Annotated in this window: 15 protein-coding genes; 6 read left to right on the plus strand and 9 right to left on the minus strand. The window is 69.9% G+C overall.

The genetic code is table 11. The features are described 5' to 3' along the window. Positions 1 to 6: 6 nt before the first annotated feature. The 5 genes from BN1197_RS11260 to fdh form a co-directional block, all read right to left on the minus strand. Positions 7 to 459, minus strand: a complete 453-nt coding sequence (locus tag BN1197_RS11260; protein WP_052466553.1) for a rhodanese-like domain-containing protein — start codon at positions 457 to 459, stop codon at positions 7 to 9. A 284-nt stretch (positions 460 to 743) separates the two neighbouring features. Further along, positions 744 to 2,024 (minus strand): L-lactate MFS transporter, encoded by a 1,281-nt coding sequence (locus BN1197_RS11265; RefSeq protein ID WP_052466555.1) that lies wholly within the window; start codon positions 2,022 to 2,024, stop codon positions 744 to 746. Positions 2,025 to 2,172: 148 nt separating this feature from the next. Then, a complete protein-coding gene (gene nrfD, locus BN1197_RS11270) occupies positions 2,173 to 3,426 on the minus strand; it encodes an NrfD/PsrC family molybdoenzyme membrane anchor subunit (RefSeq protein ID WP_082043820.1) in 1,254 nt (417 codons plus the stop codon). After that, positions 3,423 to 4,535: a 4Fe-4S dicluster domain-containing protein gene (locus BN1197_RS11275; RefSeq protein WP_040159512.1), complete on the minus strand. Its 1,113-nt coding sequence runs from the start codon at positions 4,533 to 4,535 to the stop codon at positions 3,423 to 3,425. The genes nrfD and BN1197_RS11275 overlap by 4 nt, the downstream gene beginning before the upstream one ends. Before the next feature lie 4 nt (positions 4,536 to 4,539). Next, positions 4,540 to 7,917, minus strand: a complete 3,378-nt coding sequence (gene fdh / locus BN1197_RS11280; protein ID WP_176489744.1) for a formate dehydrogenase — start codon at positions 7,915 to 7,917, stop codon at positions 4,540 to 4,542. Positions 7,918 to 8,250: 333 nt separating this feature from the next. On the opposite strand from fdh, the gene BN1197_RS11290 reads away from it, so the two are divergent. The 4 genes from BN1197_RS11290 to BN1197_RS11305 all read left to right on the plus strand — a co-directional run bounded on the left by BN1197_RS11290 (position 8,251) and on the right by BN1197_RS11305 (position 14,707). Further along, the gene (locus BN1197_RS11290; RefSeq protein WP_040159518.1) at positions 8,251 to 10,410 is read left to right on the plus strand and encodes a DUF6421 family protein; all 2,160 of its coding nucleotides are present in this window, start codon (positions 8,251 to 8,253) and stop codon (positions 10,408 to 10,410) included. Beyond that, a complete protein-coding gene (locus BN1197_RS11295) occupies positions 10,407 to 11,222 on the plus strand; it encodes an SDR family NAD(P)-dependent oxidoreductase (protein WP_245851899.1) in 816 nt (271 codons plus the stop codon). The genes BN1197_RS11290 and BN1197_RS11295 overlap by 4 nt, the downstream gene beginning before the upstream one ends. Next, entirely contained in the window at positions 11,219 to 12,277 is a 1,059-nt protein-coding gene (locus tag BN1197_RS11300; RefSeq protein ID WP_040159521.1) for a threonine aldolase family protein, read from the plus strand. The genes BN1197_RS11295 and BN1197_RS11300 overlap by 4 nt, the downstream gene beginning before the upstream one ends. A gap of 879 nt (positions 12,278 to 13,156) precedes the next feature. Further along, positions 13,157 to 14,707 (plus strand): DUF2339 domain-containing protein, encoded by a 1,551-nt coding sequence (locus BN1197_RS11305; protein ID WP_176489745.1) that lies wholly within the window; start codon positions 13,157 to 13,159, stop codon positions 14,705 to 14,707. Positions 14,708 to 14,755: 48 nt separating this feature from the next. Here BN1197_RS11305 and BN1197_RS11310 read toward each other — a convergent pair whose 3' ends face one another. The 3 genes from BN1197_RS11310 to BN1197_RS11320 all read right to left on the minus strand — a co-directional run bounded on the left by BN1197_RS11310 (position 14,756) and on the right by BN1197_RS11320 (position 17,070). After that, complete coding sequence (locus BN1197_RS11310) at positions 14,756 to 15,208, minus strand: SRPBCC family protein (protein WP_040159524.1); 453 nt, start codon at positions 15,206 to 15,208, stop codon at positions 14,756 to 14,758. A gap of 375 nt (positions 15,209 to 15,583) precedes the next feature. Continuing rightward, on the minus strand, positions 15,584 to 16,387 hold the full coding sequence (locus BN1197_RS11315; RefSeq protein ID WP_040159526.1) for an SGNH/GDSL hydrolase family protein: 804 nt from the start codon (positions 16,385 to 16,387) through the stop codon (positions 15,584 to 15,586). Continuing rightward, on the minus strand, positions 16,387 to 17,070 hold the full coding sequence (locus BN1197_RS11320; RefSeq protein ID WP_040159528.1) for a uracil-DNA glycosylase: 684 nt from the start codon (positions 17,068 to 17,070) through the stop codon (positions 16,387 to 16,389). The genes BN1197_RS11315 and BN1197_RS11320 overlap by 1 nt, the downstream gene beginning before the upstream one ends. A 282-nt stretch (positions 17,071 to 17,352) precedes the next feature. Between BN1197_RS11320 and BN1197_RS11325 the strand changes: the two genes are divergently transcribed. Together BN1197_RS11325 and groL are read left to right on the plus strand one after the other, a co-directional pair. Next, on the plus strand, positions 17,353 to 17,655 hold the full coding sequence (locus BN1197_RS11325; protein ID WP_040159530.1) for a DUF3263 domain-containing protein: 303 nt from the start codon (positions 17,353 to 17,355) through the stop codon (positions 17,653 to 17,655). Between the two features lie 421 nt (positions 17,656 to 18,076). Further along, entirely contained in the window at positions 18,077 to 19,711 is a 1,635-nt protein-coding gene (gene groL, locus BN1197_RS11330) for a chaperonin GroEL (protein WP_040159532.1), read from the plus strand. Between the two features lie 82 nt (positions 19,712 to 19,793). Here groL and BN1197_RS11335 read toward each other — a convergent pair whose 3' ends face one another. Then, positions 19,794 to 22,427, minus strand: coding sequence for a bifunctional YncE family protein/alkaline phosphatase family protein (locus BN1197_RS11335; protein WP_176489746.1), 2,634 nt, complete (start codon positions 22,425 to 22,427; stop codon positions 19,794 to 19,796). Positions 22,428 to 22,612 lie beyond the last annotated feature (185 nt).

A 22,612-nucleotide genomic window follows, 5' to 3' on the forward strand; every position in this document is an offset into this window, starting at 1 on the left:
TGACGCTCAGGCCGCGGGAGCTGCCGAGGCCGCCACCACAGGCAGGCCGGCGTGCTGCCAGGCGACGAATCCGCCGTCGACGGCGTCGACCCACGCGAGTCCGAGACTGCGCAGGTGAGCCGCGATGCGGGCAGCGAGCGTGCCGTCGGTGGAGACGAGGACCACCGGCGAGGTCTCCGCGAGTCGCTGAACCCGGATCAGGGCGTCGCCGTGATCGGAGTCGAGCGCGACGGCGCCGAGGCCGAGACCCCCACCCGCGCGTCGAGCGGCGCACGGGCGCAGGTCGACGAGAACGGCTCGGCCGTACAACGCGTCCTGGTACGCGGCGCGCGGGCTCGTCACGTCCGCAGGCGTGGTGCGCGGGCCGGCGAAGAGCGAGGTGAGGAGCGCGGTGACGGTGGCGTCGTGTGCGCTGCGGCGGGAGGTCACACGGGTGGGCTCGGTAGTGCCGATGGTCATGCCGGTGTCTTTCGGAGTCGGGTGAATGGGGCGGGGTCGTCAGCGACGACAGAGGTGCCGACACATTCGGCAGCCCGCCTACACCTCGGCTCGACTTATGAAAGACATAACAAGATGAAACGACGGAGACGTCTCTCGCGTCCACCCTCTCGACCGGACGTCCCGCAGTGTGGACGCATCACGGAAACAGCCGGCGATCCCGACCCGCGGCAGTGACGTGGTCGAACCACGTCATGCTGTGGGGCGGAATCGCCGGCTGTGTCGGCGCGTGGGCGGGCGGGCGGTCAGGCCGTGACGGCACCCGTCGGACGGGCCGGCTTCTTGGTGATGAGCGGGATGACCGCGCTGACGAGCGCGATGACACCGATCGTCGTGAACGCCAGCGTGTAGTTCTTGTCGGCGCCGAGGAGCCACGTCGTGAGCAGCGGGCCGGCGACGCCGCCGATGCTCCAGGCGATGAGCATGAGGCCGTAGATGCCGCCCGCGTTCGTCACTCCGAAGAACTGGCCCGCGGTGGAGGGCATCGTGCCGAACCCGCCGCCGTAGCAGGTGTAGATGAGCGCGGCGAGCAGGGTGAAGAGCCACACGCTGTGGGCGTGGGGCATGGCGATGAGGCAGATGCCCTGGATGGCGAGGATCCCCACGAACGACGGCATCTTGCCGATGCGGTCCGAGACCGCCGCCCACAGGATGCGGCCGCCGCCGTTGAAGAGGCCGAGGATGCCGACGAGGCTGGCGGCCGCCGCGCCGGAGAACCCGGCGACGTCGACGGCGGTCGCCTTGGCGACCGAGATCAGGGAGATTCCCGCGGTGACGGCCAGCGCGAGGATCATCATGAGCAGGAACCACTGCGGGGTGCGCAGCGCTTCGGCCTGCGTGAAGTCCCGCCCGGCGCCGACCGTGGCGTCGGCGGCGCGCGTCTGCTCGACGGGCTTGCTCGGGTCGACACGCTTGGGCGGGTTGGCGAAGGTCATGGCGCCAATGAGGCCGAAGACGAGGTAGGCGATGCCGAGCGGGAGGAACGCCGCGGCGGGCTCGGCGGGGTTGGCGGCGAGCAGCCGGTTGGCCACGGGGGCGGTGATGACCGCGCCGAAGCCGAAGCCGCCGACGGCCAGCCCGGTGACGAGCCCGGCCTTGTCGGGGAACCACTTCTGCAGCATGGCGATCGGCACGATGTACGCCAGGCCGAGGCCGAAGCCGGAGAGCACGCCGTAGCCGAGCACGAGGATCCAGAAGTCGCCGGCGCCGCGCGCGAACGAACTGACGATGATGCCGATGGCGTAGATGACGACGCCGACGAGGGCCACGGTGCGGGGGCCCTGACGGTCCTGGATGCGGCCTCCGATGAAGGTGCCGACGAAGATCATGCCGATGGCGACCTCGAACGGCACCGCGGCCTGCACCTTCGAGAGGTGCAGAACGGATTCGGGTGCCTGGAACGCCGCGCCGAACACGCTCCACGCGTAGACCGCGCCGATGGCGAGCTGGACCAGGACGCCTCCGGCGAGGATCAGCCAACGATTGGGGGTGCGGCCGCGCGTGGCCGCGGTGGTGTCGCTCGTCATGGAGCCCTCCGCGTGTGGGGTCGAGGATGATTGTTCGACAAAGGTGTTCAGAACGGCGCGGATGCCCCGGCGTCTCCACCGGGGCATCCGACGATGTCATTCAGGATGGATCGGCAACGCTGCCTGAGGATGGGTCGAGCGGCGCGCCTCAGTATGGGTTGACGGCGGTGCCGGTGTGATGAGCGACGCGCTGATCCTGCGCGGCGTCTGCACGTTGCTGCGGGGTCTGTGCGAGCTTGCGCTCGAGGCGTTCCCGCTGCGGGACGACCGTGTACTTGGGGTCACGGGCCGAGGTGAGACCGGCCTCGAAGACCCCGAACCGGGTGCAGGCCGACCCGGCGTTGAGGGCCACGCCGGCGGCGACGGCGGCCAGTCGGCTGCGGCCACCGAACAGCGAGAGGGCGGCGCCCGTCAGGGTCAGCACCTTGGCCGCAGTGAGGAGCTTGCCGGCCTTGCCCTCGCGCATCGGCTCGGCGAGCATGCCGAGCTTGTCCTCCATGACCTGGAAGACGGCGACGTCGAGCAGGGCCCCACCGACGGCCATGCGGCGCGCAGGGCCGCACTCGGCGGGGTCGGTGACCGTCATCGCCGCACCACCGGCAGCGGCGAGGGCGGAGCCGACGAAGACGAACGGCAACTGCTTGTACGAGGCGTGCCAGGTGGGTGTGGCGGTGTCGGAGAGCAGCACCGCCGTGTAGGCGGCCAGCGGAGCCGAGAACGCGCCCGCACCGAGGCTCGCGAGCCGGTCCCCGATCGGCCAGAACTGCTGGCCCGGAACGCTCTTGGGCACGATGAACCGCATGACCTCCGAGACGGCCGCGACGCCGGTGAACGCGCCGAAGCCGGCGAGGATCCACGAGCCGACCGACATCGGGGAGGTGAGCTTGATCGTGCGCATCATGTTGTAGAAGCGGCTCGGCTTGCCGAGGTCGGCGATGAGCGCACCCGTCGAGCCCATCAGCGCCGCGAGCGCGATGAGCCGGCTGTTGCGCTGCAACTCGTGGCGACCCGTCATCTCACCGCCGGCGGCGACGAGAGCCGAGCCGGCCGCGAGCCCGCCCATGTACAGGTACGCCGGGATCTCGCTCTTCCACGGCGCGGGCTTGACGATGTTGTGGCCGTAGTACGAGGTGAACTCCATCGGCGGCACCATGACGTCGTCACGCTGCCTGCGTCGGCCGCCGCGCCCGCCACCGCGCCGACCACCGCGTCCGTCGTCACGCCGGCTCGCGCGGTCATCATGCCGATTCGCGAGTCCGTGCGCGGCGCTGCCTTCGACCGTGCCGAGTTCGGGGGTGATGACCCCCGGCTGCGGCGGCGCCTCGTCGTTCGGGGTCGTGGGCGCGACCCGGGCGGGCTCGTCGAAGTGGGGTCCGCTGCTGGGGCCGAAGGGGGTGCTCATGGTCTCCGTCCGATGAAACAGGCGGCCGCACCCGCGAGCATGGTGAGCCCTGCGAAGCCGGCCTTGCGGAAGATGTCGGGCAGGTCGGCCGTGGTGACCACCGGGTCCGGCGGGAGACCGTACACCTCGGGCTCGTCGAGCAGCAGGAACACCGATCCGGTGCCACCGACGCCGTCGTTCTGGTCGGCGCCGTAGACCCGCGCCTCGGTGTACCCCTTGGCGTGCAGCGTCTTGGCGCGCTCGGAGGCCCGCCGGCGCATCTCGTCGAGGTCGCCGAACTGGATCGAGGTCGTCGGGCAGGCCTGCGCGCACGCCGGCTTCTGGTCGACGCCGAGGCGGTCGTAACACAGGGTGCACTTCTGCGCGATGCCCTCGTTCTTGACCGCCTTCTTCTCGCCCTCGGGCCGATCACGCCGTTCGATGACGCCGAACGGGCAGGCCGCCACGCAGTAACCGCAGCCGTTGCAGACCTCGTCCTGGACGACGACCGTGCCGAACTCCGTACGGAACAGCGACCCCGTGGGGCACACGTCGAGGCACGCCGCGTGGGTGCAGTGCTTGCAGACGTCCGAGGCGATGAGCCAGCGGAAGTTGGGCAGCGTGCCCGTGGCCAGGGCCTCCTCGGCCGCCCGCTGCGCCGCGTCGACGTCGCTGAGGTCGGTCTCGGGCCCGGCCTCGAGCGAGGCAGCCGTCCCCGGACCGCCCAGCGGAAGCCCCGCCGGCACGGCGTCCTGCGTCCGCATCGCGGTCGCTCCCACGAGGGGCTCGGTGCCGAGGCGCTCCGAGGGCCGGATCGAGGGCATGCCGAGGTCGACGAGCCGCTTGCCGGATTCTCGTGCCTTCTCGACGCCCTCGGTCGTCTGCTCGATGAACGCGACGTGCCGCCACGTGCTCGCCCCGAGCGAGACCGTGTTGTCGTAGGAGTCGCCCGTCATCCCCAACCGGTCCATGGGGATGCCGTTCCACTCCTTGCACGCGACCTCACAGGCCTTGCAGCCGATGCAGATCGAGGTGTCGGTGAAGAAGCCCTTGCGGGGCGGCGGATCCTCCCACCCCGCGTCACGGGCGGGATCGGTCGGGCCGGAGAGCTGGGTGCGCCAGAATCCCATCGCCTCAGTCCTCCTTGCTGATCGGGTACGAACCCGCTGACGAATCGTTGTCGTTGAAGTCGTCGCGCGGCTCCGTCGGCGAGCCCTGCGGCACGGCATCGGGAGCACGACGGGTGTTACCGGTCGCGGTCGTCACACCGGCGAGCGAGCGGTACTCCTCGACGAGACGCACGAGGGCCTCGCCGGTGGGGCGTCGCCCGGGCCGGATGTCGCAACTCGCGACCTTGGACTCCTGGATCGCGACGTTCGGGTCGAGCGTCACGCCGAGGAGGTCGTTGGCGCCGTCACCGGTGACCACCGCACCGTCGCCGCCCTGGCCCCAGTGATAGGGCAGGCCGATCTGGTGCACGGTGTGACCGTTGATGCGCAACGGACGTACGCGCTCGGTGACGAGCACGCGCGCCTCGATGGCCGAGCGCGGCGAGATGATCGTCGCCCAGCCGCCGTTCTCCAGGCCGCGCTCCGCTGCGAGCTCGGGCGAGACCTCGCAGAAGAACTCCGGCTGGAGCTCGGCGAGGTAGGGCAGCCACCGGCTCATGCCGCCGGCCGTGTGGTGCTCGGTGAGCCGGTAGGTGGTGAACACGAACGGGTAGACCCGCCAGCCGTGTTCGCCTGCCGAGGGCGCGGTAAGGTTGTCCTTGCGCGGGAAGATCATGCGCGAAGGACTGCGCTGCTGGTCGTACAACGGGTTCTCGACCGGCGACTCCTGCGCCTCGTAGTGGCTCGGCATCGGGCCGTCGACCATGCCCTTGGGTGCGTACAGCCAACCCTTGCCGTCGGCCTGCATGATGAAGGGATCGTCGCCGGCGAGACCCTCCGGCCCACCGACGCCCTGACCGGGCCGGTAGTCGGGCCGAGTCTTGAGCGGGAAGTCCGGCACGTCGTGGCCGGTCCACTGCCCCTTCTCCTCGTCCCACCACACGTAGGCCTTGCGCTCGCTCCACGGCTTGCCGTCACGGTCGGCCGAGGCGCGGTTGTACAGGATGCGCCGGTTGGCCGGCCAGGCCCAGCCCCACTCGGGGGCGACCCAGTTCTGCTCCGCGTCGGGCTTGCGACGGTGCGCCTGGTTGATGCCGTCCTTGAAGACGCCGGTGTAGATCCAGCACCCACCGTCGGTGGAGCCGTCGTCCTTCATCTCGGTGTACGACGGCAGCAGCTGACCGGCCTTCTCGCCCGTGAGGTAACGGCCGTTGATCTCTGCGAGAACGGCCTCGGCGTCGATCTCACCGTTCTCGTCGCGGCGGTAGTCCCACGTGAGGTCGAGGATCGCCCGGTCGCGAGGCTCGGTGCTGCCCGCCAGCTTGCGGCGGATGACGTTGCCGAGCTCGTAGAAGAACTCGAGGTCGGAGTTGGCCTCGCCCGGAGGCGCGACCGCGGCCTCACGCCACTGCAGCAGTCGCTGGGTCTGGGTGAACGTGCCCGACTTCTCCGCGTAGGCCGCGGCGGGCAGGAAGAAGACCTCGGTACCGATCTCCTCGGTCTTCATCTCACCCGTGGCGATCTCGGGGCCGGACTTCCAGAACGTCGCCGACTCGATGAGGTTCATGTCGCGCACGACGAGCCACTTGAGGTTGCTCATCGCGTGCCGTTGGAGCCGGCCGTGCGACGAGCCCACCGCCGGGTTCTGGCCGAGGAGGAAGTACCCCTCGACCGTGCCCTCGATCATGCCCATCGCGCTCGCGTACGTGTTGTGGTTGCCGGTGAGGCGCGGCAACACGTCGAAGCACCAGCCGTTCTCGGCCGTGGCCGCATCGCCGTACCAGGCCTTGAGCAGGCTCGTCGCGTACGACCTGGCCTCGCTCCAGTACCCCTTCTGATCCGGCGAGGCGATGGCGGTGACGTACTCGTCGAAGGAGTCGTGGACACCGACCATCGGCATGGGCAGGTAACCCGGCAGCAGGTTGAACAGCGTCGGGATGTCGGTACTGCCCTGGATGCTCGCGTGCCCGCGCAGCGCCATGATGCCGCCGCCGGGCCGGCCGACGTTGCCGAGCAGGAGTTGCAGGATGCCCGCGGTACGGATGAACTGCGCGCCCATCGTGTGCTGCGTCCAGCCCACGGCGTACGCGAAACACGTGGTGCGCTCGCGGCCACTGTTGCTCGTGACCGCCTCGGCGACCTCGAGGAAGTCGGCCTGGCTCACGCCGCACAACTGCTCGACGAGTTCGGGGGTGTAACGGGCGAAGTGCCGCTTGAGCACCTGGAACACCGTGCGGGGGTGCTGCAGCGTCTCGTCACGGATCACGTGCGCGTTCTCGAGCGGCGGGCCACCGGAGCCGTGCTCGTCACCGGCGGAGCGCTCACGCTTGAGGTGGCCGTGCTCGTGCTCCGGACCGCCCGGCGTGCCGACCTCCCCGTCGCCGTCGTAGGAGGCGTAGCTCCACGAGGCCATGTCGTAGGTGCCGAGCTCGGGGTCGTAACCCGAGAAGATGCCGTCGAGCTCGTCGACGTCCTGGAACTCCTCGCTGACGAGGGTCGCCGCGTTGGTGTACGCCTTGACGTACTCGTCGAAGTAGAGCTCGTTGGTGATGACGTGGTTGATGAGCGCGCCGAGGAACACGATGTCGCTGCCGGCCCGGATGGGCACGTGCTTGTCGGCCACGGCGGAGGTGCGGGTGAACCGCGGGTCGACGTGGATGACCTTGGCTCCGCGCATCTTGGCCTCGGTGACCCACTGATAGGCCACCGGGTGGTTCTCGGCCATGTTGGAACCCTGGATGACGATGCAATCGGCATTCGCCATGTCCTGCACGAACTGCGTGGCGCCGCCGCGCCCGAACGAGGCCCCCAGACTGGGGACGGTGGCGGAGTGTCAAATACGCGCCTGGTTCTCGATCTGGATCGCGCCGAGGCCCGTGAAGAGCTTCTTGATGAGGTAGTTCTCTTCGTTGTCGAGCGTCGCGCCACCCAGAGAGGCGATGCCCATCGTGCGGTTGAGCCGGCGGCCCTCGTCATCGGTGCCCTGCCAGGTGCGGGCCCGAGTCTCGATGATGCGATCGGCGATCATCTCGGTGGCCTCGGCCATGGACAGGCGGGTCCACTCGGTGGCGTGCGGCGCCCGGTAGAGCACCTTGGTCTGCCGCGTGGGGTTGTTGACGAGCTGCTCGCTGGCGCTGCCCTTGGGGCACAGCCGCCCACGAGAGATCGGTGAGTCGGGGTCGCCCTCGATCTGCACGATCTTCTCGTCCTTGACGAAGATCTTCTGGCCGCACCCGACCGCGCAGTAGGGGCAGACGCTCTTCGCGACACGGTCGGCCTCGACCGTGCGCGGTGTCAGGGACTTCGTGCGTTCGGAAGCGACCGCTGGGCCGCGACCGAGGAAGTCGCCTTCTCGAAGCTGCCGGAGGACCGGCCACTCGAGGAAGGTCTTGGCGATCGACATGCCGCTCACCTCGTCTCATGGAGTGATTCACACTCTAGCGGCGGGGGCCGACAACGGCCCACCGGAAGGCACCGGCATCGGGTTCGAGGGGCCTTCGTGCGCAGGATCGCCCGCCGGAGCGGAGCGCGCAGCGGGCGCGGCCCGGGCTCCTGCGGCGGCGCAGGCTCGCCGACTGCGGATTCTCGGCGGGGTGTGGACATCGTGGGTGCCCGTGTCACAGTCTGTACTAGACCGTCCGGACGGTTCACCTTGGTGGATCCTCCGTCGACACGCGCACCTGACGCGCACCGAGTCCCAGCCGCAGAACGAAGAACGAAGAGAAGGAGTCGACCGATGAGCGTGTTCCCCCGTGTCGTCGTCGATGAGGCGCACAACGAGGCATGGTCGCTGGACCCGCAGACCGCTGCCCGCATCAACCCCGCCCAGCCGGCCGACGCGAGCTACGCGGAGGCCGCGGAGGCGCTTCGTCACCGCGGTTTCGAGGTCACCGCCCACACGGCAGGCGAGCTCGACGGGGCGGTGCTCGACGAGGCCGACGTCCTCGTCGTCGCCCACCCCGCCGACGCGGCGTCGGAGCGCACGAGCGGCTCCGGTTCCCCGACGTTCTCGCCCGACGAACTCGACGCGATCGAGGCGTACGTCCGCGGCGGTGGCGGTCTCGTCGTCCTCGGGGAGTGCCAGCAGGGGTCGTACGGATCCAACCTGCTCGAGCTGCTCGCCCGCTTCGGCCTCACGATCCGCAACAACACGGCGCACGACGGCACGCACCGCTTCAACGGTGTCTCCGCCTGGGTGCGGGGCGAGCTCGAGACCGAGCAGGAGGGGCGTCGCCGCGGGGGCGTGCTCGCGGGCATCGACGAGGTGTGCTTCTACCGCGCGGGCACGCTCGCGGTCGAGGACCCCGCCAAGGCGGGCGACGTGCGCATCCTCGCGCGCACCAGCGAGGTCGCCGATCCGGCCGGTGAGCCCCTCGCCCTCACCGCACGTCCGGGTGCCGGCCGCCTCGTGCTGCTCGGTGACTCCGATCTCTTCGGTGACGACTCCATCGACGACCTCGACCACCGCGCCTGGTGGGTCAACCTCGTGACGTGGGCGGCCGGGGCCGGTCGTGGGCACAGCGAGGCCGACCTCGCCGCCGCGTGGCTCGCCGTCGACCCCCGCTGGCTCGAGCTCAAGGCCGCGGTCGAGGAGATTCGTCCGATGCAGAGCAAGGACGGCTCGATCGACGGCGAGACGCACGACCTGGCGGCGGCGGGCGCGCTCGTCGACCGCATCTGCGCCGGCATCGAGGCCCTGGCTCCGGAGTTCCCGCACGACGCGGACTACCTCACGCAGTGCGTCGCCGACTTCCGGCGCTGGCAGAGCGAGGGCTTCGGGGTTCCGGACTTCTTCGACTCCCTCGAGCTGTTCCACCCCGACCGCGACCGCGAGGACGGCCTGGCACACCTCGTCGTCTTCCCGATGTACACGCAGAACGGCAACCTCGACCGCAACGTCGAGGCGGTGCTCATCAGGGTCTACTGGCCCGAGTGGCTGGCCGAGGTCGAGCAGACCTACACCAACCCGGCGTTCCTCTCGATCGACTTCATCGACTTCACGCCGGGCTACGACACCGACTCCGCGGTGCTCTTTCCCGAGACCGTCGCCACCCGCGAGGTCGCGAAGTTCACGTGGGGCGCGATCTTCTCCGACCGCGAGGCCGCGCGCTTCCGCCGCGTGACGAGCGCCGCCGCCGACCTGCTCTCGCTGGACCTGCCGCCGGACGCCGAGCGCCTGCTCGTCAGCCAGGAGTACTGCCAGGGCATGTTCGCGATGTGGGACATGATCCACGACCGCACCCACATGCGCGGTGACCTGCCGTTCGACCCGTTCATGATCAAGCAGCGCATGCCGTACTGGATGTACTCCCTCGAGGAGCTGCGCTGCGACCTCAACACGTTCGTGCAGGCCGTCAAGCTCGAGAAGGAGGGACAGCCGTTCGCCAAGGGCGTGCAGTACGGCGTGATCTTCGACCGCATCTTCCGGTTCTCGATCACCGGCGGCCGGGTGCGCAACTACGACGGGCTCGGAGGTCAGCTGCTCTTCGCGTGGCTGCACAAGCACGACGCGCTGCGCTGGACCGACAACCGGTTGAGCTTCGACTGGCAGCAGGTGCCCGAGCAGGTGTGCGCACTCGCCGACGCCGTCAACGCGCTCTACCGGGACGGCATCGACCGCAGCAAGGTCGCGCAGTGGATCGCCTCGTACGACTTCGTGTCGCAGTACGTCGTTCCCCACCCGCGCTCGACGTGGGCCAAGGGCGCCGAGGCGCTGCCGCTGGAGGGCAAGCCCAAGGAGCTCGTCGACCTCGTCCTGCCCGACGAGTTCCCGCTCAACATGTTCTTCGAGGCGCTCGACCGCAAGCTCGGCCCGGTCATCGCCTCGACGAAGGGCATCACGGCCGCCGACGTGCAGGTCGCGCCGGCCGAGACGACGAACGAGGTGACGGTGTGAGCCAGGTGTCGACGGACTCCCGGGCGGAGGTGAACCCGCTCGCGGGCAAGGTCGTCCTCGTCGCCGGCGCGGCGGGGGCCGCCGGGCCGCCCACGGTGGCCGCGCTCGCCTCACGCGGCGCGACGGTCGTCGCGATCGACAACGCAGCGGACCGCCTCGAGCCCGTCGTCGAGGCGGCCCGCGCTCAGGCCGCCGGGGGCGGATCGGTCGAGCCCCTCGTCGTCGACCTGCTCGACGAGAGCGCGACGCGGGAGGCGATCGGTCGCGTGCCGGCCGAGCACGGCCGCATCGACGGTCTCTTTCACCTCGTCGGCGGTTGGCGTGGCGGCAAGGGCATCGTCGAGTCCGACCTCGCCGACTGGGCCCTGTTGCACGACCTGCTGATTCGCACCCTGCAGCACACGTCGCGGGCGGCGCACGACGCGCTCGTCGACTCCGGCGGGCGGCTCGCCATCGTCTCCACCACCCAGGCACAGACCCCGAACGCGAACAACGCCTCGTACGCGGCCGCGAAGGCCGCGGCCGAGGCCTGGACGCTCGCGGTCGCCGACTCCTTCGCCAAGGCGGCGAAGGCCGGGGCAGAGAAGGCAGAGGAGGCAGAGGAGGCCGGGAACGACGGAAGCGACGCGAGTGGTGCGGCGGCGACCGTCGTGCAGATCAAGGCGCTGCTCACCGATCGCATGCGTGAGGAACGGCCCGATCGCAAGTTCCCGGGCTACACCCACGTCGACGACCTCGCGCGCGAACTCGTCACGCTCTTCGACGTGCCCGCGACCGAGCTCAACGGCACCCGCCGTAGCCTGACGGCATGATCGAGCGACTCCACGACCCGAACTTTCGGGGCTTCGCCAGCGACAACTACTCCGGAGTGCTGCCCGAGGTGCTCGAGGCGATCGCGACGGCCAACGGCGGGCACCAGAAGGCGTACGGCGAGGACGTCTACACAGTGGCCCTCGGCGAGCGGGTCCGCCAGGTCTTCGGCGAGGGGGCGCGCATCTATCCGGTGTTCAACGGCACCGGCGCGAACGTCGTCTCCCTCGACCTGCTGACTCCGCGATGGGGTGCCGTCGTCTGTGCCCGCTCGGCGCACATCAACGTCGACGAGTGCGGCGCGCCGGAGAAGATCTCCGGGGTCAAACTCCTGCCCGTCGACACCCCCGACGGCAAGCTCACCCCCGAGCTCGTCGACACGGTGGCGTGGGGATTCGGCGACGAGCACCACGCCCAACCTGCGGTGCTCTCGATCACCCAGAGCACCGAGCTCGGCACGGTGTACACCCTCGACGAGCTCGCCGCGCTCTCCGAGCACGCCCACAAGCTCGGGATGCGGGTGCACCTCGACGGCGCCCGCCTGTTCAACGGCGCGGCGGCGCTCGGGTGCTCGCTGGCCGAGGTGACGACCGCGGTCGGCGTCGACGTGCTCTCGCTCGGCGGGACCAAGCACGGGCTCATGGGCGCCGAGGCGGTCGTCGTGCTCGACCCCGATGTTCTCGCCGGCCCGAAGCACGGAGAGTTCGTGCGCAAGCTCGACGCCCAGCTCTCCAGCAAGATGAGGTTCGTCTCGGCGCAACTGCTCGCCATCCTCGGCGACGACCTGTGGAAGCGTGGAGCCACCCACGCCAACGCCATGGCGCGCCGGCTCGTCGACGCCGTGCGCGACACGGTCGAGGTCACCCAGGAGCCCCAGGCCAACGCGGTCTTCGCGGTCGTGCCCCCGACGGTCACCGAGCGGTTGCAGCGTCAATACCCGTTCTACGTGTGGGACGAGGCCACCGGTGAGGTCCGCTGGATGTGCGGCTTCGACACCACCGAGGCCGACATCGAGGGCTTCGCCGCCGCGCTGCGCGAGGAGATGGGCCGCGGCTGAACTCGCGGCCACCCACCGACCACACCACGACCGCCGAGACCGGAACCGAGCCGGGCTCGGCGGTCGTCGCGTGTGACGGCGGGCGGATGCGGTCGGACGTTCCGGCGTTCGGGGGGCGGAGGAAGGGGCAGGAAGAGTCGGGGAGGGGCGCGAAGGGCGAGCCAGGCGTCGGCACGACCCCGGGTATTGCGTCGCTCCGGCACGGGATGGTTCCAGCGCGGTGCCGCTCGGGTACTGCGTCGCCTAGGTACCGCGTCGCTCGCGGGTGGGTATCGGGGCTCAGGTGCCGAGGGCGACGCGCTGGTCCGATGGGGACGACCGACCCGTCCGACCCCGGAAGGCACCGCCATGTCAGGCCGCACCGCCAGTCCCGATTCCGTCGTCGAGGCCCTGCTCGAGGAGGTCGTGGGCATCCGGCGCGAGCTCGAATCCATCGGGCGTCGCCTCGGTGAGCCGGCCGGGTTGCCGGCGGCCTCGGCCCCACCGCGCCCCACGGCGCAGACCGGCGATGCCGGCGCGGAGGCCGCTCCCAGGTCGGCGGGAGAGGACATGCGCGCATGGCCGGCGGCGAGGACGACGTCCGGTGTGCCGATCGACCGAGAGTCCGCGGCCGAGCCCTCTGCTGTGGAAACGCCGCAACCGGTCGCCGGCGGGAGTCTGTGGGCTCCGCCGGGAGGCACGGCAGGTGCCGGCTCCGGATCTCGACCGGAGCGAGCGTCGTCACGGGCAGGGTCGCAGGCGCGTGCTCATGCCGACGACCGGAGCCACGCCGAGGGCGCGGTTCACCCCGCCGTGCCGTCGTCGCCGGCCGCGCCGCCGTCGCCGGCCGGGGCGCCCGCCGCGCCACGTGTGCGCCGGCGGCGTCTCACACCAGAACGCATGCTCGCCATCGGAGGCGCCGTCGTCACGATCCTCGGCGTGGGATTCCTGCTCGCCGTGGCGATCGCCGCAGGTCTTTTCGGACCCGTGCCCCGGGTCGTCGCGCTCGCGGTGCTCAGCGTGATCCTCGGCCTCGTCGCCGGCCGGATGCACGCCCGCCGTAGCAGCGACGCGGCTGTCGCACTGGCCGCGACGAGTTCCGCCGCCGCCTTCGCCGCCGTCGTCGCCACGACCGCGATCTACGCGTGGCTTCCGGCGTTCGCCGGCCTCGTTCTCGCTCTGCTGCTCGCCGGAGCGGGGGTGTTCGTCGCCCACCGGTGGCGCAGCCAGGTGCTCGCCGGGCTCGAGTACGTCCAGATGATCCTCGTCCTGCCCATGATCCTGCAGCCGGCGACCGACATCGCCTTCGTGGAGTTCAGCGTCTTCGCGGCCATCGCCTACGTGCCCGTCGTCGTCGCCGTCGTCGAACACCGCTGGCTGCCGCTGTTCCGCGTGGCGTCCCTCGGCCTGGGCGCGGTCGCCTTCATCGGTCTGATCGGCGGCACCGCGGGGTCGGCCGGTGGCACGGTTCGTGTGCTCACCTCGATCGTCGTGTTCCTTCTCATCGCCGCCTGCGCGACCGCTCTCACCGAGGTGGCCGTCCTCGGAACCGCTCTCGGGCTGAGCGCGATCGCCATCCTGTGGCTGCGGGACGAGACCGCGCTCCTCGGCCTCGAGCTCACCGCTCCCGTGGCCGGGGCGGTCGCGCTGGCGACGGCGATCGCGGCGGTTCGCTACCGGGGCGCGATCAGGACGATGCTGACGATCGGCGCTGTCACGCACCTGCTGGTCGCCACGCTCGCCCTCCCCGTCTCCGACCACGTCGTGGCCGTGCTCCTCGCCTTCGAGGCCCTCGTCCTCGTCGTCGCGGCCCGGCAGCGGGCCTCGCTGCCGATGTGGGGCGCGTCGATCGCCTTCACCCTCGCGGCGATCGCGGGACTGATCGTCCTCGTGCCGGTGCCGGCCGTCTTCTCGACCTCGGCCGTCGCCCATGCCACCCGCTGGGAGGCGGTGGTGGTGGGGCTGTTGCTCGCCGGTGTCGGTGCTGCGCACGTGCTGAGCGTGCGCGACATCCGAGTTCCGAGAATCGACCCCGCTGCGCGCGTTCTCGCCGGCCTCGCGGTCGGGCTGTACGGCGCGAGTTCCGCGATCGTGGCCGTCGGCCTGTTGCCCGGAGCCTCCGAGGTGCAGGCGATGGCGGCGAACGTCGTGACGACGATCGTGTGGGTCGCGGTCGCGGTCGGCATGATCCTGCGCCCCGCGTCCCCGGTGACGCGGGCCGGTTACGCCCTGCTCATCGCCGCGATCGCCAAGTTGTTCCTCGCCGATCTGCACACCGTCGACGGCGTGCTGCGGGCCGTGCTCTTCGTGCTCACCGGGCTGGCGCTCATCGGCGCGTCCTCGCAGATCCGCAAACACACCGATGCGGGGACCGGCGACGGCCGCGGCGACGACGGTCCCGCCGTAGACGGCATCGAGGAGGCATCGACCGACGCCCTCCGCGAAGACTGATTGCAGGCGTCGACGGCCCGGATCGCGCCCCGGGCCGTCGACGTGGACTCACCCCACGACGTCCTGGGGGGAGCGTGCCTCGCAGTAGTCGCGAAGCTCTTCGGCCTCCTTGACGAGCCGGCGTTCCATCGCACCGCCCGAGAGGGCGGCGGTGAGCTTGGCGTAGCCACCGACCGAACGCATCGTGAAGTCCACCGCGAACCGGCGATCGGCCAGCTCGCGCATCGCGTACTCGAACGCGATCTCACCCGAGCTCGTCGACGCCGCGTACGCCAGGCGCCGCTCCGGCTCGAAGTCGCGGATCTGGATCTGTTGCGTGTCGAGCTTCCACCACGGTTGTTTGACCGTGTACTCGGCGCCGTAACCCGGGGTCGTGCCCGGCTTCGTCGGCTCGACGTCCTTGACCTCGGGCATCCAGTTCGCCCAGTTCTGCGGGTTGCTCACCGCCTCCCAGATCGTGCGTGCGTCCGAAGCGATCTCGATCGTCGTCGTGAAATCCATGTGGCTCCCCCGAGGGTGTCGATGGTGAACGGGCAGCGTGACACGGTCGGCCGCGCCGGTGGCGCGTGAACGATCGAGGCATCCGAACGTTCATCGAAAGTTCGCGGTCGGGGGCGAGGAGGTCGGACTGTCGGCGCAGCCGACGTCGGGCCGCAGCGGAGATGACGAGGGGGTGCTCGAGGGCGCCTACCCGGACGGCTCACGAGATCTCGCGCAACAAAGACCGGTCAGTCCAGGGCTTCACCGAGCAGGAATCGGCATCGTCGCTGCTCAGAGGCTGGGTGGTGGATCGAGGTCTCGAGCGTGACCGGTCTTTGTTGCGCGAGGTCATCCGCGCCGCCCGGAGATGCCCGGCCGCGTGCGAGGCCAGAGTCGCTAGGGCAGCGGCAACAGCCCTGGTCGCTTGGCGGAGCGGCCGTCTCCGGAGGAACGTCCCGTGAGGCGGCGCCCGACCCAGGGCACGACGAACGTCTTGGCCCAGGCGCGGTCGCCACGCAGGCGTTCGGCGCGGGCGAGCGGCGGAGCCGGAGGCAGCGGGTCGTCCCACGCGGCGTCCTCGGGGGAGTACCCCAGCGCGGTGAACGCGGCGAGGGCGACGCGGCGGTGCCCCTCGGAGTTCATGTGGATCCGGTCCTCGCTCCACACCCGCCAGTCGCCGAGGACGCGCATCCCCCACTGATCGACCAGAGCGCAGCCGTGCCTGCGGGCGATCGACCACAGGCACGCGGTGTACGTGGCGTGCCGGCCGCGGACGGCCCGCAGGAGCGGAGCATCGCGGGGGTCGGTCGGGGTGGCGAGCAGCACGTCGGCGCCGGTCGCTCGAATACGGATCACCGCCTTCTCGAGCCGCTCGGCGAGCGCCTCGATGTCGGCTCGTGGGCGGAGGATGTCGTTGCCGCCGCCGACCATGCTCACGAGATCCGGCTGCAACGAGAGCGCGTCGGGGAGCTGCCGCTCGACGACATCGGCGAGCTTGCGCCCGCGAATCGCGAGGTTGGCGTACTCGAGCCCGTTGCCGCTCTGCCGGGACTCCTGGTGGAGCATCGCCGCCAGACGGTCGGCCCAGCCGACGAACTCGCCCGGTCGCTGCGGGTCCTCGTCGTTCATGCCCTCGGTGAACGAGTCCCCGATCGCGACGTACCGGCGCCAGCCCTGCTCGGGCGGGGTGAGGAACTGCATCAGGGGAGTCTCCAGTCGATCGGTTCGGCGCCCTGCTGCTGCAGGAGGTCGTTGCTGCGGCTGAACGGGCGGGATCCGAAGAACCCGCTGCTCGCCGACAGGGGTGACGGATGGGCGCTCTCGACGCGCGGCATCGCGCCCAGCGCGGAGCCGAGTGAGCGGGCGTCGCGCCCCCAGAGGATGGCGACCAGCGGCTGACCGTCGGCGTGGGCGCGGGCGAGCGCATCGATCGCGCAGGAGGTCACGGCCTCCCACCCCTTGCCGCGGTGGCTGGCCGAGGCACCGGGACGCACGGTGAGAACGCGGTTGAGCAGCATGACGCCCCGCTCGGCCCACGGCGAGAGGTCACCGTTGCTCGGCGTCGGCACCCCGAGGTCGGTCTGCATCTCCTTGTAGATGTTCACGAGGCTGCGAGGGACGGGACTGACCTCGGGCGCCACCGAGAACGACAGGCCGACGGCGTGACCGGGTGTCGGATACGGGTCCTGCCCGACGATGAGCACACGCACCGCGTCGAGCGGCCGTTCGAACGCACGCAACACGTGCTTGCCGGCCGGCAGATACGGCCGCCCCGCCGCGAGTTCTTCTCGCAGGAACGCCCCGAGTCTCGCGATGTCGTCCTCGACCGGCGCGAGGGCCGTCGCCCACGTCGGATGCACGAGTTCAGAGAGCGGCGCAGGCATGGGTTCAACCTATCGCCACGGGGGCGCGGGGGCGCCGGGCGAGGGGGCGACGAGGCTCCGATGCGCCGTCCTCGCGCGATCTACGCACGTCCTGGGTGCGGATGACAGGTCGTCCGCCGCGTGCACGGAGCGCGGAGAACGGGCATGGGTGCCGGTCGGCGTGTTCCGACTCACCCTTCCCCCGGTGAATGACACGGGTGTCGTTTGCTGGCACCATGGCGCGTGGCGCGATGAGCGCAGGCACGGGGGGAATCGCCCGCTGGGAGACGAAGGAGGCCGACCATGCAGGAACACGCGACCGCAGCGTCGATGCAGCCCGGCCAGGGCGCGCACGGCGAGCTCAGCGAGCTGGAACGCGAGATCCTCGCCTTCGAGCGGCAGTGGTGGAAGTACCCCGGGGCCAAGGAGCAGAGCATCAAGGAGCTCTTCGACATGACGTCGACGCGCTACTACCAGGTGCTCAACGGCCTCATCGACGAGCCGGCCGCCCTCGCGCACGACCCGATGCTCGTCAAGCGCCTTCGCCGCATGCGCAGTTCCCGTCAGAAGGCCCGCTCCGCGCGCCGTCTCGGCATGGACGCCTGAGGCCCGACGCGCCACTGCATCCGAATCCGAACGCTCGAACAGGCGGTTCGCCCCCGTCAAACCGGGGCGAACCGCCTGTTCGAGCGAAACCGCGCGCCTGCGGAGCTCCGAGCGACGGCACCGGTCACCGGGTGTCGCCGCGCCGCAGAGTCTCGACCGTCCGCCGGCCCCGACCCGTGCGTCTTGAGTCAGTTGCACTCACCATGGTCGAGTGCTAATCATGGAGTTAGCACTCTCGACTGTCGAGTGACAACCGCGCGCACGTGCGCGGGGCCACCCGGCGCCGAGAGGTGAACGCAACCGACCGGATCCGATGAGGGTCCTCCCACAGCCGCGAAACGGCGCGTCTGGGGGTGGGGCTCGTCCGTCGCGGGCATCGCCCGGTCTTCGCAATCCGCAAGTGTGGGAGGAACCACCGCACATGGCCAAGATCATCGCTTTCGACGAAGAGGCCCGTCGCGGCCTCGAGCGTGGCATGAACACGCTCGCCGACGCCGTCAAGGTCACGCTGGGCCCCAAGGGCCGCAACGTCGTCCTGGAGAAGAAGTGGGGCGCCCCCACGATCACCAACGACGGTGTCTCGATCGCCAAGGAGATCGAGCTCGAGGAGCCGTACGAGAAGATCGGCGCCGAGCTCGTCAAGGAGGTCGCGAAGAAGACCGACGACGTCGCCGGTGACGGCACGACGACGGCCACCGTCCTCGCCCAGGCGCTCGTCAAGGAGGGCTTGCGCAACGTCGCCGCGGGTGCCAACCCGATGGGTCTCAAGCGCGGCATCGAGAAGGCCACCAAGGCCGTCTCCGACGAGCTGCTCTCGATGGCCAAGGACGTCGAGACCAAGGAGCAGATCGCCGCGACAGCGTCGATCTCCGCCGCCGACCCGCAGATCGGCGACATGATCGCCGAGGCCATGGACAAGGTCGGCAAGGAAGGCGTCATCACCGTCGAGGAGTCCAACACCTTCGGGCTGGACCTCGAGCTCACCGAGGGCATGCGGTTCGACAAGGGCTACATCTCGGCCTACTTCGTCACCGACCCCGAGCGCATGGAGGCCGTGCTCGAGGACCCGTACATCCTCATCGCGAACAGCAAGATCGGCTCCATCAAGGACCTGATCCCGGTTCTCGACAAGACCAAGCAGGCCGGCAAGCCGCTGCTCATCATCGCCGAGGACGTCGAGGGCGAGGCCCTCGCGACCCTGGTGCTCAACCAGATCCGCCGCATCATCAACGTGTGCGCGGTCAAGGCCCCCGGCTTCGGCGACCGCCGCAAGGCCATGCTCGGTGACATCGCCATCCTCACCGGTGGCCAGGTCATCTCCGAGGAGGTCGGCCTCAAGCTCGAGAACACCGACATCGACATGCTCGGCACCGCCCGCAAGGTCGTCGTGACCAAGGACGAGACGACGATCGTCGAGGGCGGCGGCGACGCCGACCAGATCCAGGGTCGCGTCAACCAGATCCGCGCCGAGATCGACAAGAGCGACTCCGACTACGACCGCGAGAAGCTGCAGGAGCGTCTCGCCAAGCTCGCCGGCGGTGTCGCCGTCATCAAGGCGGGCGCGGCCACCGAGGTCGAGCTCAAGGAGCGCAAGCACCGCATCGAGGACGCCGTTCGCAACGCGAAGGCGGCCGTCGAGGAGGGCATCGTCGCCGGTGGTGGCGTCGCGCTCATCCAGGCCGGCAAGAAGGCGTTCGACGGGCTCCAGCTCGACGGCGACGAGGCGACCGGTGCGAACATCGTCAAGGTCGCCATCGAGGCCCCGCTCAAGCAGATCGCGGTCAACGCCGGTCTCGAGGGTGGCGTCGTCGCGGAGAAGGTGCGCGGTCTTCCCGACGGCGAGGGCCTCAACGCGGCCACCGGGCAGTACGTCGACCTCATCAAGGCCGGCATCATCGACCCGGCCAAGGTGACGCGTTCGGCGCTGCAGAACGCGGCCTCCATCGCGGCCCTGTTCCTCACCACCGAGGCGGTCATCGCGGACAAGCCCGAGAAGGCTGCTCCCGCGATGCCGGGTGGCGACGACATGGGTGGCATGGGCGGCATGGGCTTCTGATCCCACCTGCCTGAATCCACGCACGAAGGGCCGGGACGCAGCACGCGTCCCGGCCCTTCGTCGTTCGTCTGTCAGCGAGAGATCAGTCGTCCTTGTCGGCGGTCTTCTTGCCGCCGATCTTCGCGTTCTCCTCCGCGGCCTGCTCGGCACGCTTCTCCGCCGCGGCGCTGTCACCGAGGAGGTCGTGCTTCGGGGCCGGCATCGTGGAGTTGGCGCCCTTGATCGACTTCCAGATCGCCTCGTTGAACGTCTTCTCGTCGATCTGGTCCTCCTTGGCGAGGCTCTGCTTCGCCGAGATCGCCGCCATCGGGGCGTCCTTGCCGTTGATGGCCTTCATGTCGTACGTCGGCTTGATGGCCTTGTACGGCGTCATCGTCGGCTTGGGCGAGAACGCGTTGCCCATCGGCGTCGAGTAGTCGTCGAACTGGGTGAGCGGCCCGATGCCGGCGAACAGTCCGACCGTGCGCACCATCGAGGCCGTGCTGTAGAAGGTCGAGTCGACCTTGCCGGTCTGGGTGTAGGGGCTGATCGCCCACGCCAGCGTGCGGTGCGCATCGACGTGGTCGGGGCCGTTCTGGGCGTCGTCCTCGGTCGCGAGGATGACGGTGTCCTTCCAGAACTTCGAGTGCGACACGGCCTCGACGAGGCGGCCGAACGCGTAGTCGTTGTCGGCGACCATGGCCCGCGGCGTGGGCGTGCCGGGCTTGGTGCCGGAGGTGTGGTCGTTGCCGAAGCGCACGAACTGCACGGTGGGCATGGAGCCCGCCTTCTCGTACTTGCGGAAGGTCTCCAACCACCGGTCGACGCGCGGCGCGAGGCAGTCCTTGCTCAGCGGGGTGAACGTGCCGGCCGAGTCGGGGCAGGCGAGGTTGTAGCCCATGAAGCGGTGGTCGGTCTTGGCGTTGAGCACCGGGTCCTCGGCGTGGAAGCGCAGGCCGTCGGGGGTCTTGCGGCCCTCGACGTAGAAGCCGAAGTTCTTGAAGCTCACGCCGGCCTTGTCGAAACGCTGCCACAGGTAGGAGTTGTTCGGGTCCTGGGCGGCGAGCTCGGGCTTGGCGTTCTCGGAGGTGTAGTAGCCGCCGCGGCCGGAGTAGTTCGCGGGCCACAGCTGCTCGGCGAAGGGGTTGGAGTTGGCCTGGGCGACCCAGTTCCACCCGTTGGCCGAGACCTCGGCGTCGGCGTAGAAGTTGTCCAGCGTCACGAACTGGCGGGCGAGCTGCCGCATGTTCGGAGCGGACTCGTCACCGAAGAGGTTGATGCTCGGCTCGCCGTTGCCCTTGCCGAGCGATCCCATCACCTGGTCGTAGGTGCGGTTCTCCTTGACGATGTAGATGACGTGCTTGATCGGCGACTTCTGCCCCGCGCGGGAGGGGACGACGGCGGCCTTGTCGGCCTCGACCGGCGCGTTGTTCTTCGCGACCCGCTTGGTGTATCGGGCGAGCTCCGCCTCACCCGGGCGACGGAAGGACGACAGGGTCCCCTCCTGCATCGAACCCGTGTACTTCTGCGGGTCGGCCTTGGTGCCCTGCGGTGCGGTCGGGTCGGGCTGGCCGGGGCCGAAGTTCGGGCCGGCGCCCAGGCCCTTCGCGTTGGTGACGTGGACGCTCCCGTCGGCGGTGACGACGGCCTGCGTCGGGTACCAGGCCGTGGGGACGCGTCCGAGCACCTTGCGCGTGCGCAGGTCGAGCACCGCGACGGCGTTGTTGCCAGAGAGGGTGACGTAGGCGCGGCCGGCCTTCTCGTCGAGGGCGATACCGGTCGGGTTGGAGCCGACGAGGCCCTTGCCCGAGGCCGGGGCGACGCGCACGGTGCGGATCGTCCGGTCGGCCTTGGTGTTGACGATACTCACCGAGTCGCCGTCACCGTTGGAGACGTAGAGGCGGGAACCGTCGGCCGACAGCGCGGCCTTGTTGGGGTGCAGGCCGACCTTGATCGTGCCCGTGACGACGGGCTCGGCCGCCTTGAGGTCGAGAACGTCGACGGTGTCCGCGCCCTGGTCGGTGACGTAGGCCTTGGAACCGTCCTTGGCCATGACGACGAACATCGGGCGGTGGCCGGATCGCGTGGTCTGGATCTTGCCGCTCGCGAGGTCGACGACGGAGATCGCGTTGGCGAGCTGACCGGCGACGACGAGCTTCTTGCCGTCAGGGGTGAGGGCCAGACCGGCCGGGTAGAGGTTGACGTTCTTGCCCTCGGGGTCCTTGGAGGGCATCTCGATGGCCTTGCCCTCGGTGAGCTTGCCGTCCTTGTAGTCGAGCACGCGCACCTTGTTGTTCGCGGCCGCGCTCGCGTACGCCTTCGTGCCGTCGGCGTTCCACGTGACGCCGATGTAGAGCGACTCGGGGGAGGCGTACTCGAGCGTCTGACGGATGGTGCCGGTCACGAGGTCGACGAGCTGCAGGGACTGGACGCCCTGACCGTCGTTCGTGATGAGGAGGGTGCGACCGTCGGGGTGCAGGGCCGAGTTGAGCGGCAGGTTGCCCAGCGTGGTCTGACGACCGGCGGGGGTCAGGTGCTGACCGATCGAGTTGACCTTGCTGTCCGGGCCCGCGGTCTTCGGGGGCTTCGGCTTGGGGGAAGGCGACTTGACGGCGGCGGGACTGCTGTCGGCTTCGGTGGCGGTACGGGCAGGTTCGGAGGCCGCGGCGGCGAGCGCGGTCGTGCCGGACAGGGCGATGGCGAGAGAGCCCACGAGAAGGGCGTTGCTGGTGCGCATGACCCGGACATTCCTCTCATCGCGTGAAGTTCATCCCGGTTCGAGGCAAAACCTGGGTGTCTGTCAGCTGCTTTTCAGGTGGCGGACGGCGCCGCGCGACTCGTCCACCAGTTCGGTTGAGTGCCACGATGGTTGGCGGAGGTGTGGCAGGCGATGGCGGTTCCGCGTCGCTGCGTGCGGCGTGT

This window comes from Mobilicoccus massiliensis, from assembly GCF_000826525.2.
GTDB lineage: Bacteria > Actinomycetota > Actinomycetes > Actinomycetales > Dermatophilaceae > Mobilicoccus > Mobilicoccus massiliensis.

Bases quoted from the DNA above. Each gene is read 5' to 3' on its own strand.
- BN1197_RS11260 (WP_052466553.1), bottom strand. From the start codon at position 459: ATGACCATCGGCACTACCGAGCCCACCCGTGTGACCTCCCGCCGCAGC.
- BN1197_RS11265 (WP_052466555.1), bottom strand. From the start codon at position 2,024: ATGACGAGCGACACCACCGCGGCCACGCGCGGCCGCACCCCCAATCGT.
- nrfD (WP_082043820.1), bottom strand. From the start codon at position 3,426: ATGAGCACCCCCTTCGGCCCCAGCAGCGGACCCCACTTCGACGAGCCC.
- BN1197_RS11275 (WP_040159512.1), bottom strand. From the start codon at position 4,535: ATGGGATTCTGGCGCACCCAGCTCTCCGGCCCGACCGATCCCGCCCGT.
- BN1197_RS11290 (WP_040159518.1), top strand. From the start codon at position 8,251: ATGAGCGTGTTCCCCCGTGTCGTCGTCGATGAGGCGCACAACGAGGCA.
- BN1197_RS11300 (WP_040159521.1), top strand. From the start codon at position 11,219: ATGATCGAGCGACTCCACGACCCGAACTTTCGGGGCTTCGCCAGCGAC.
- BN1197_RS11305 (WP_176489745.1), top strand. From the start codon at position 13,157: ATGCTCGCCATCGGAGGCGCCGTCGTCACGATCCTCGGCGTGGGATTC.
- BN1197_RS11310 (WP_040159524.1), bottom strand. From the start codon at position 15,208: ATGGATTTCACGACGACGATCGAGATCGCTTCGGACGCACGCACGATC.
- BN1197_RS11315 (WP_040159526.1), bottom strand. From the start codon at position 16,387: ATGCAGTTCCTCACCCCGCCCGAGCAGGGCTGGCGCCGGTACGTCGCG.
- BN1197_RS11320 (WP_040159528.1), bottom strand. From the start codon at position 17,070: ATGCCTGCGCCGCTCTCTGAACTCGTGCATCCGACGTGGGCGACGGCC.
- BN1197_RS11325 (WP_040159530.1), top strand. From the start codon at position 17,353: ATGCAGGAACACGCGACCGCAGCGTCGATGCAGCCCGGCCAGGGCGCG.
- groL (WP_040159532.1), top strand. From the start codon at position 18,077: ATGGCCAAGATCATCGCTTTCGACGAAGAGGCCCGTCGCGGCCTCGAG.
- BN1197_RS11335 (WP_176489746.1), bottom strand. From the start codon at position 22,427: ATGCGCACCAGCAACGCCCTTCTCGTGGGCTCTCTCGCCATCGCCCTG.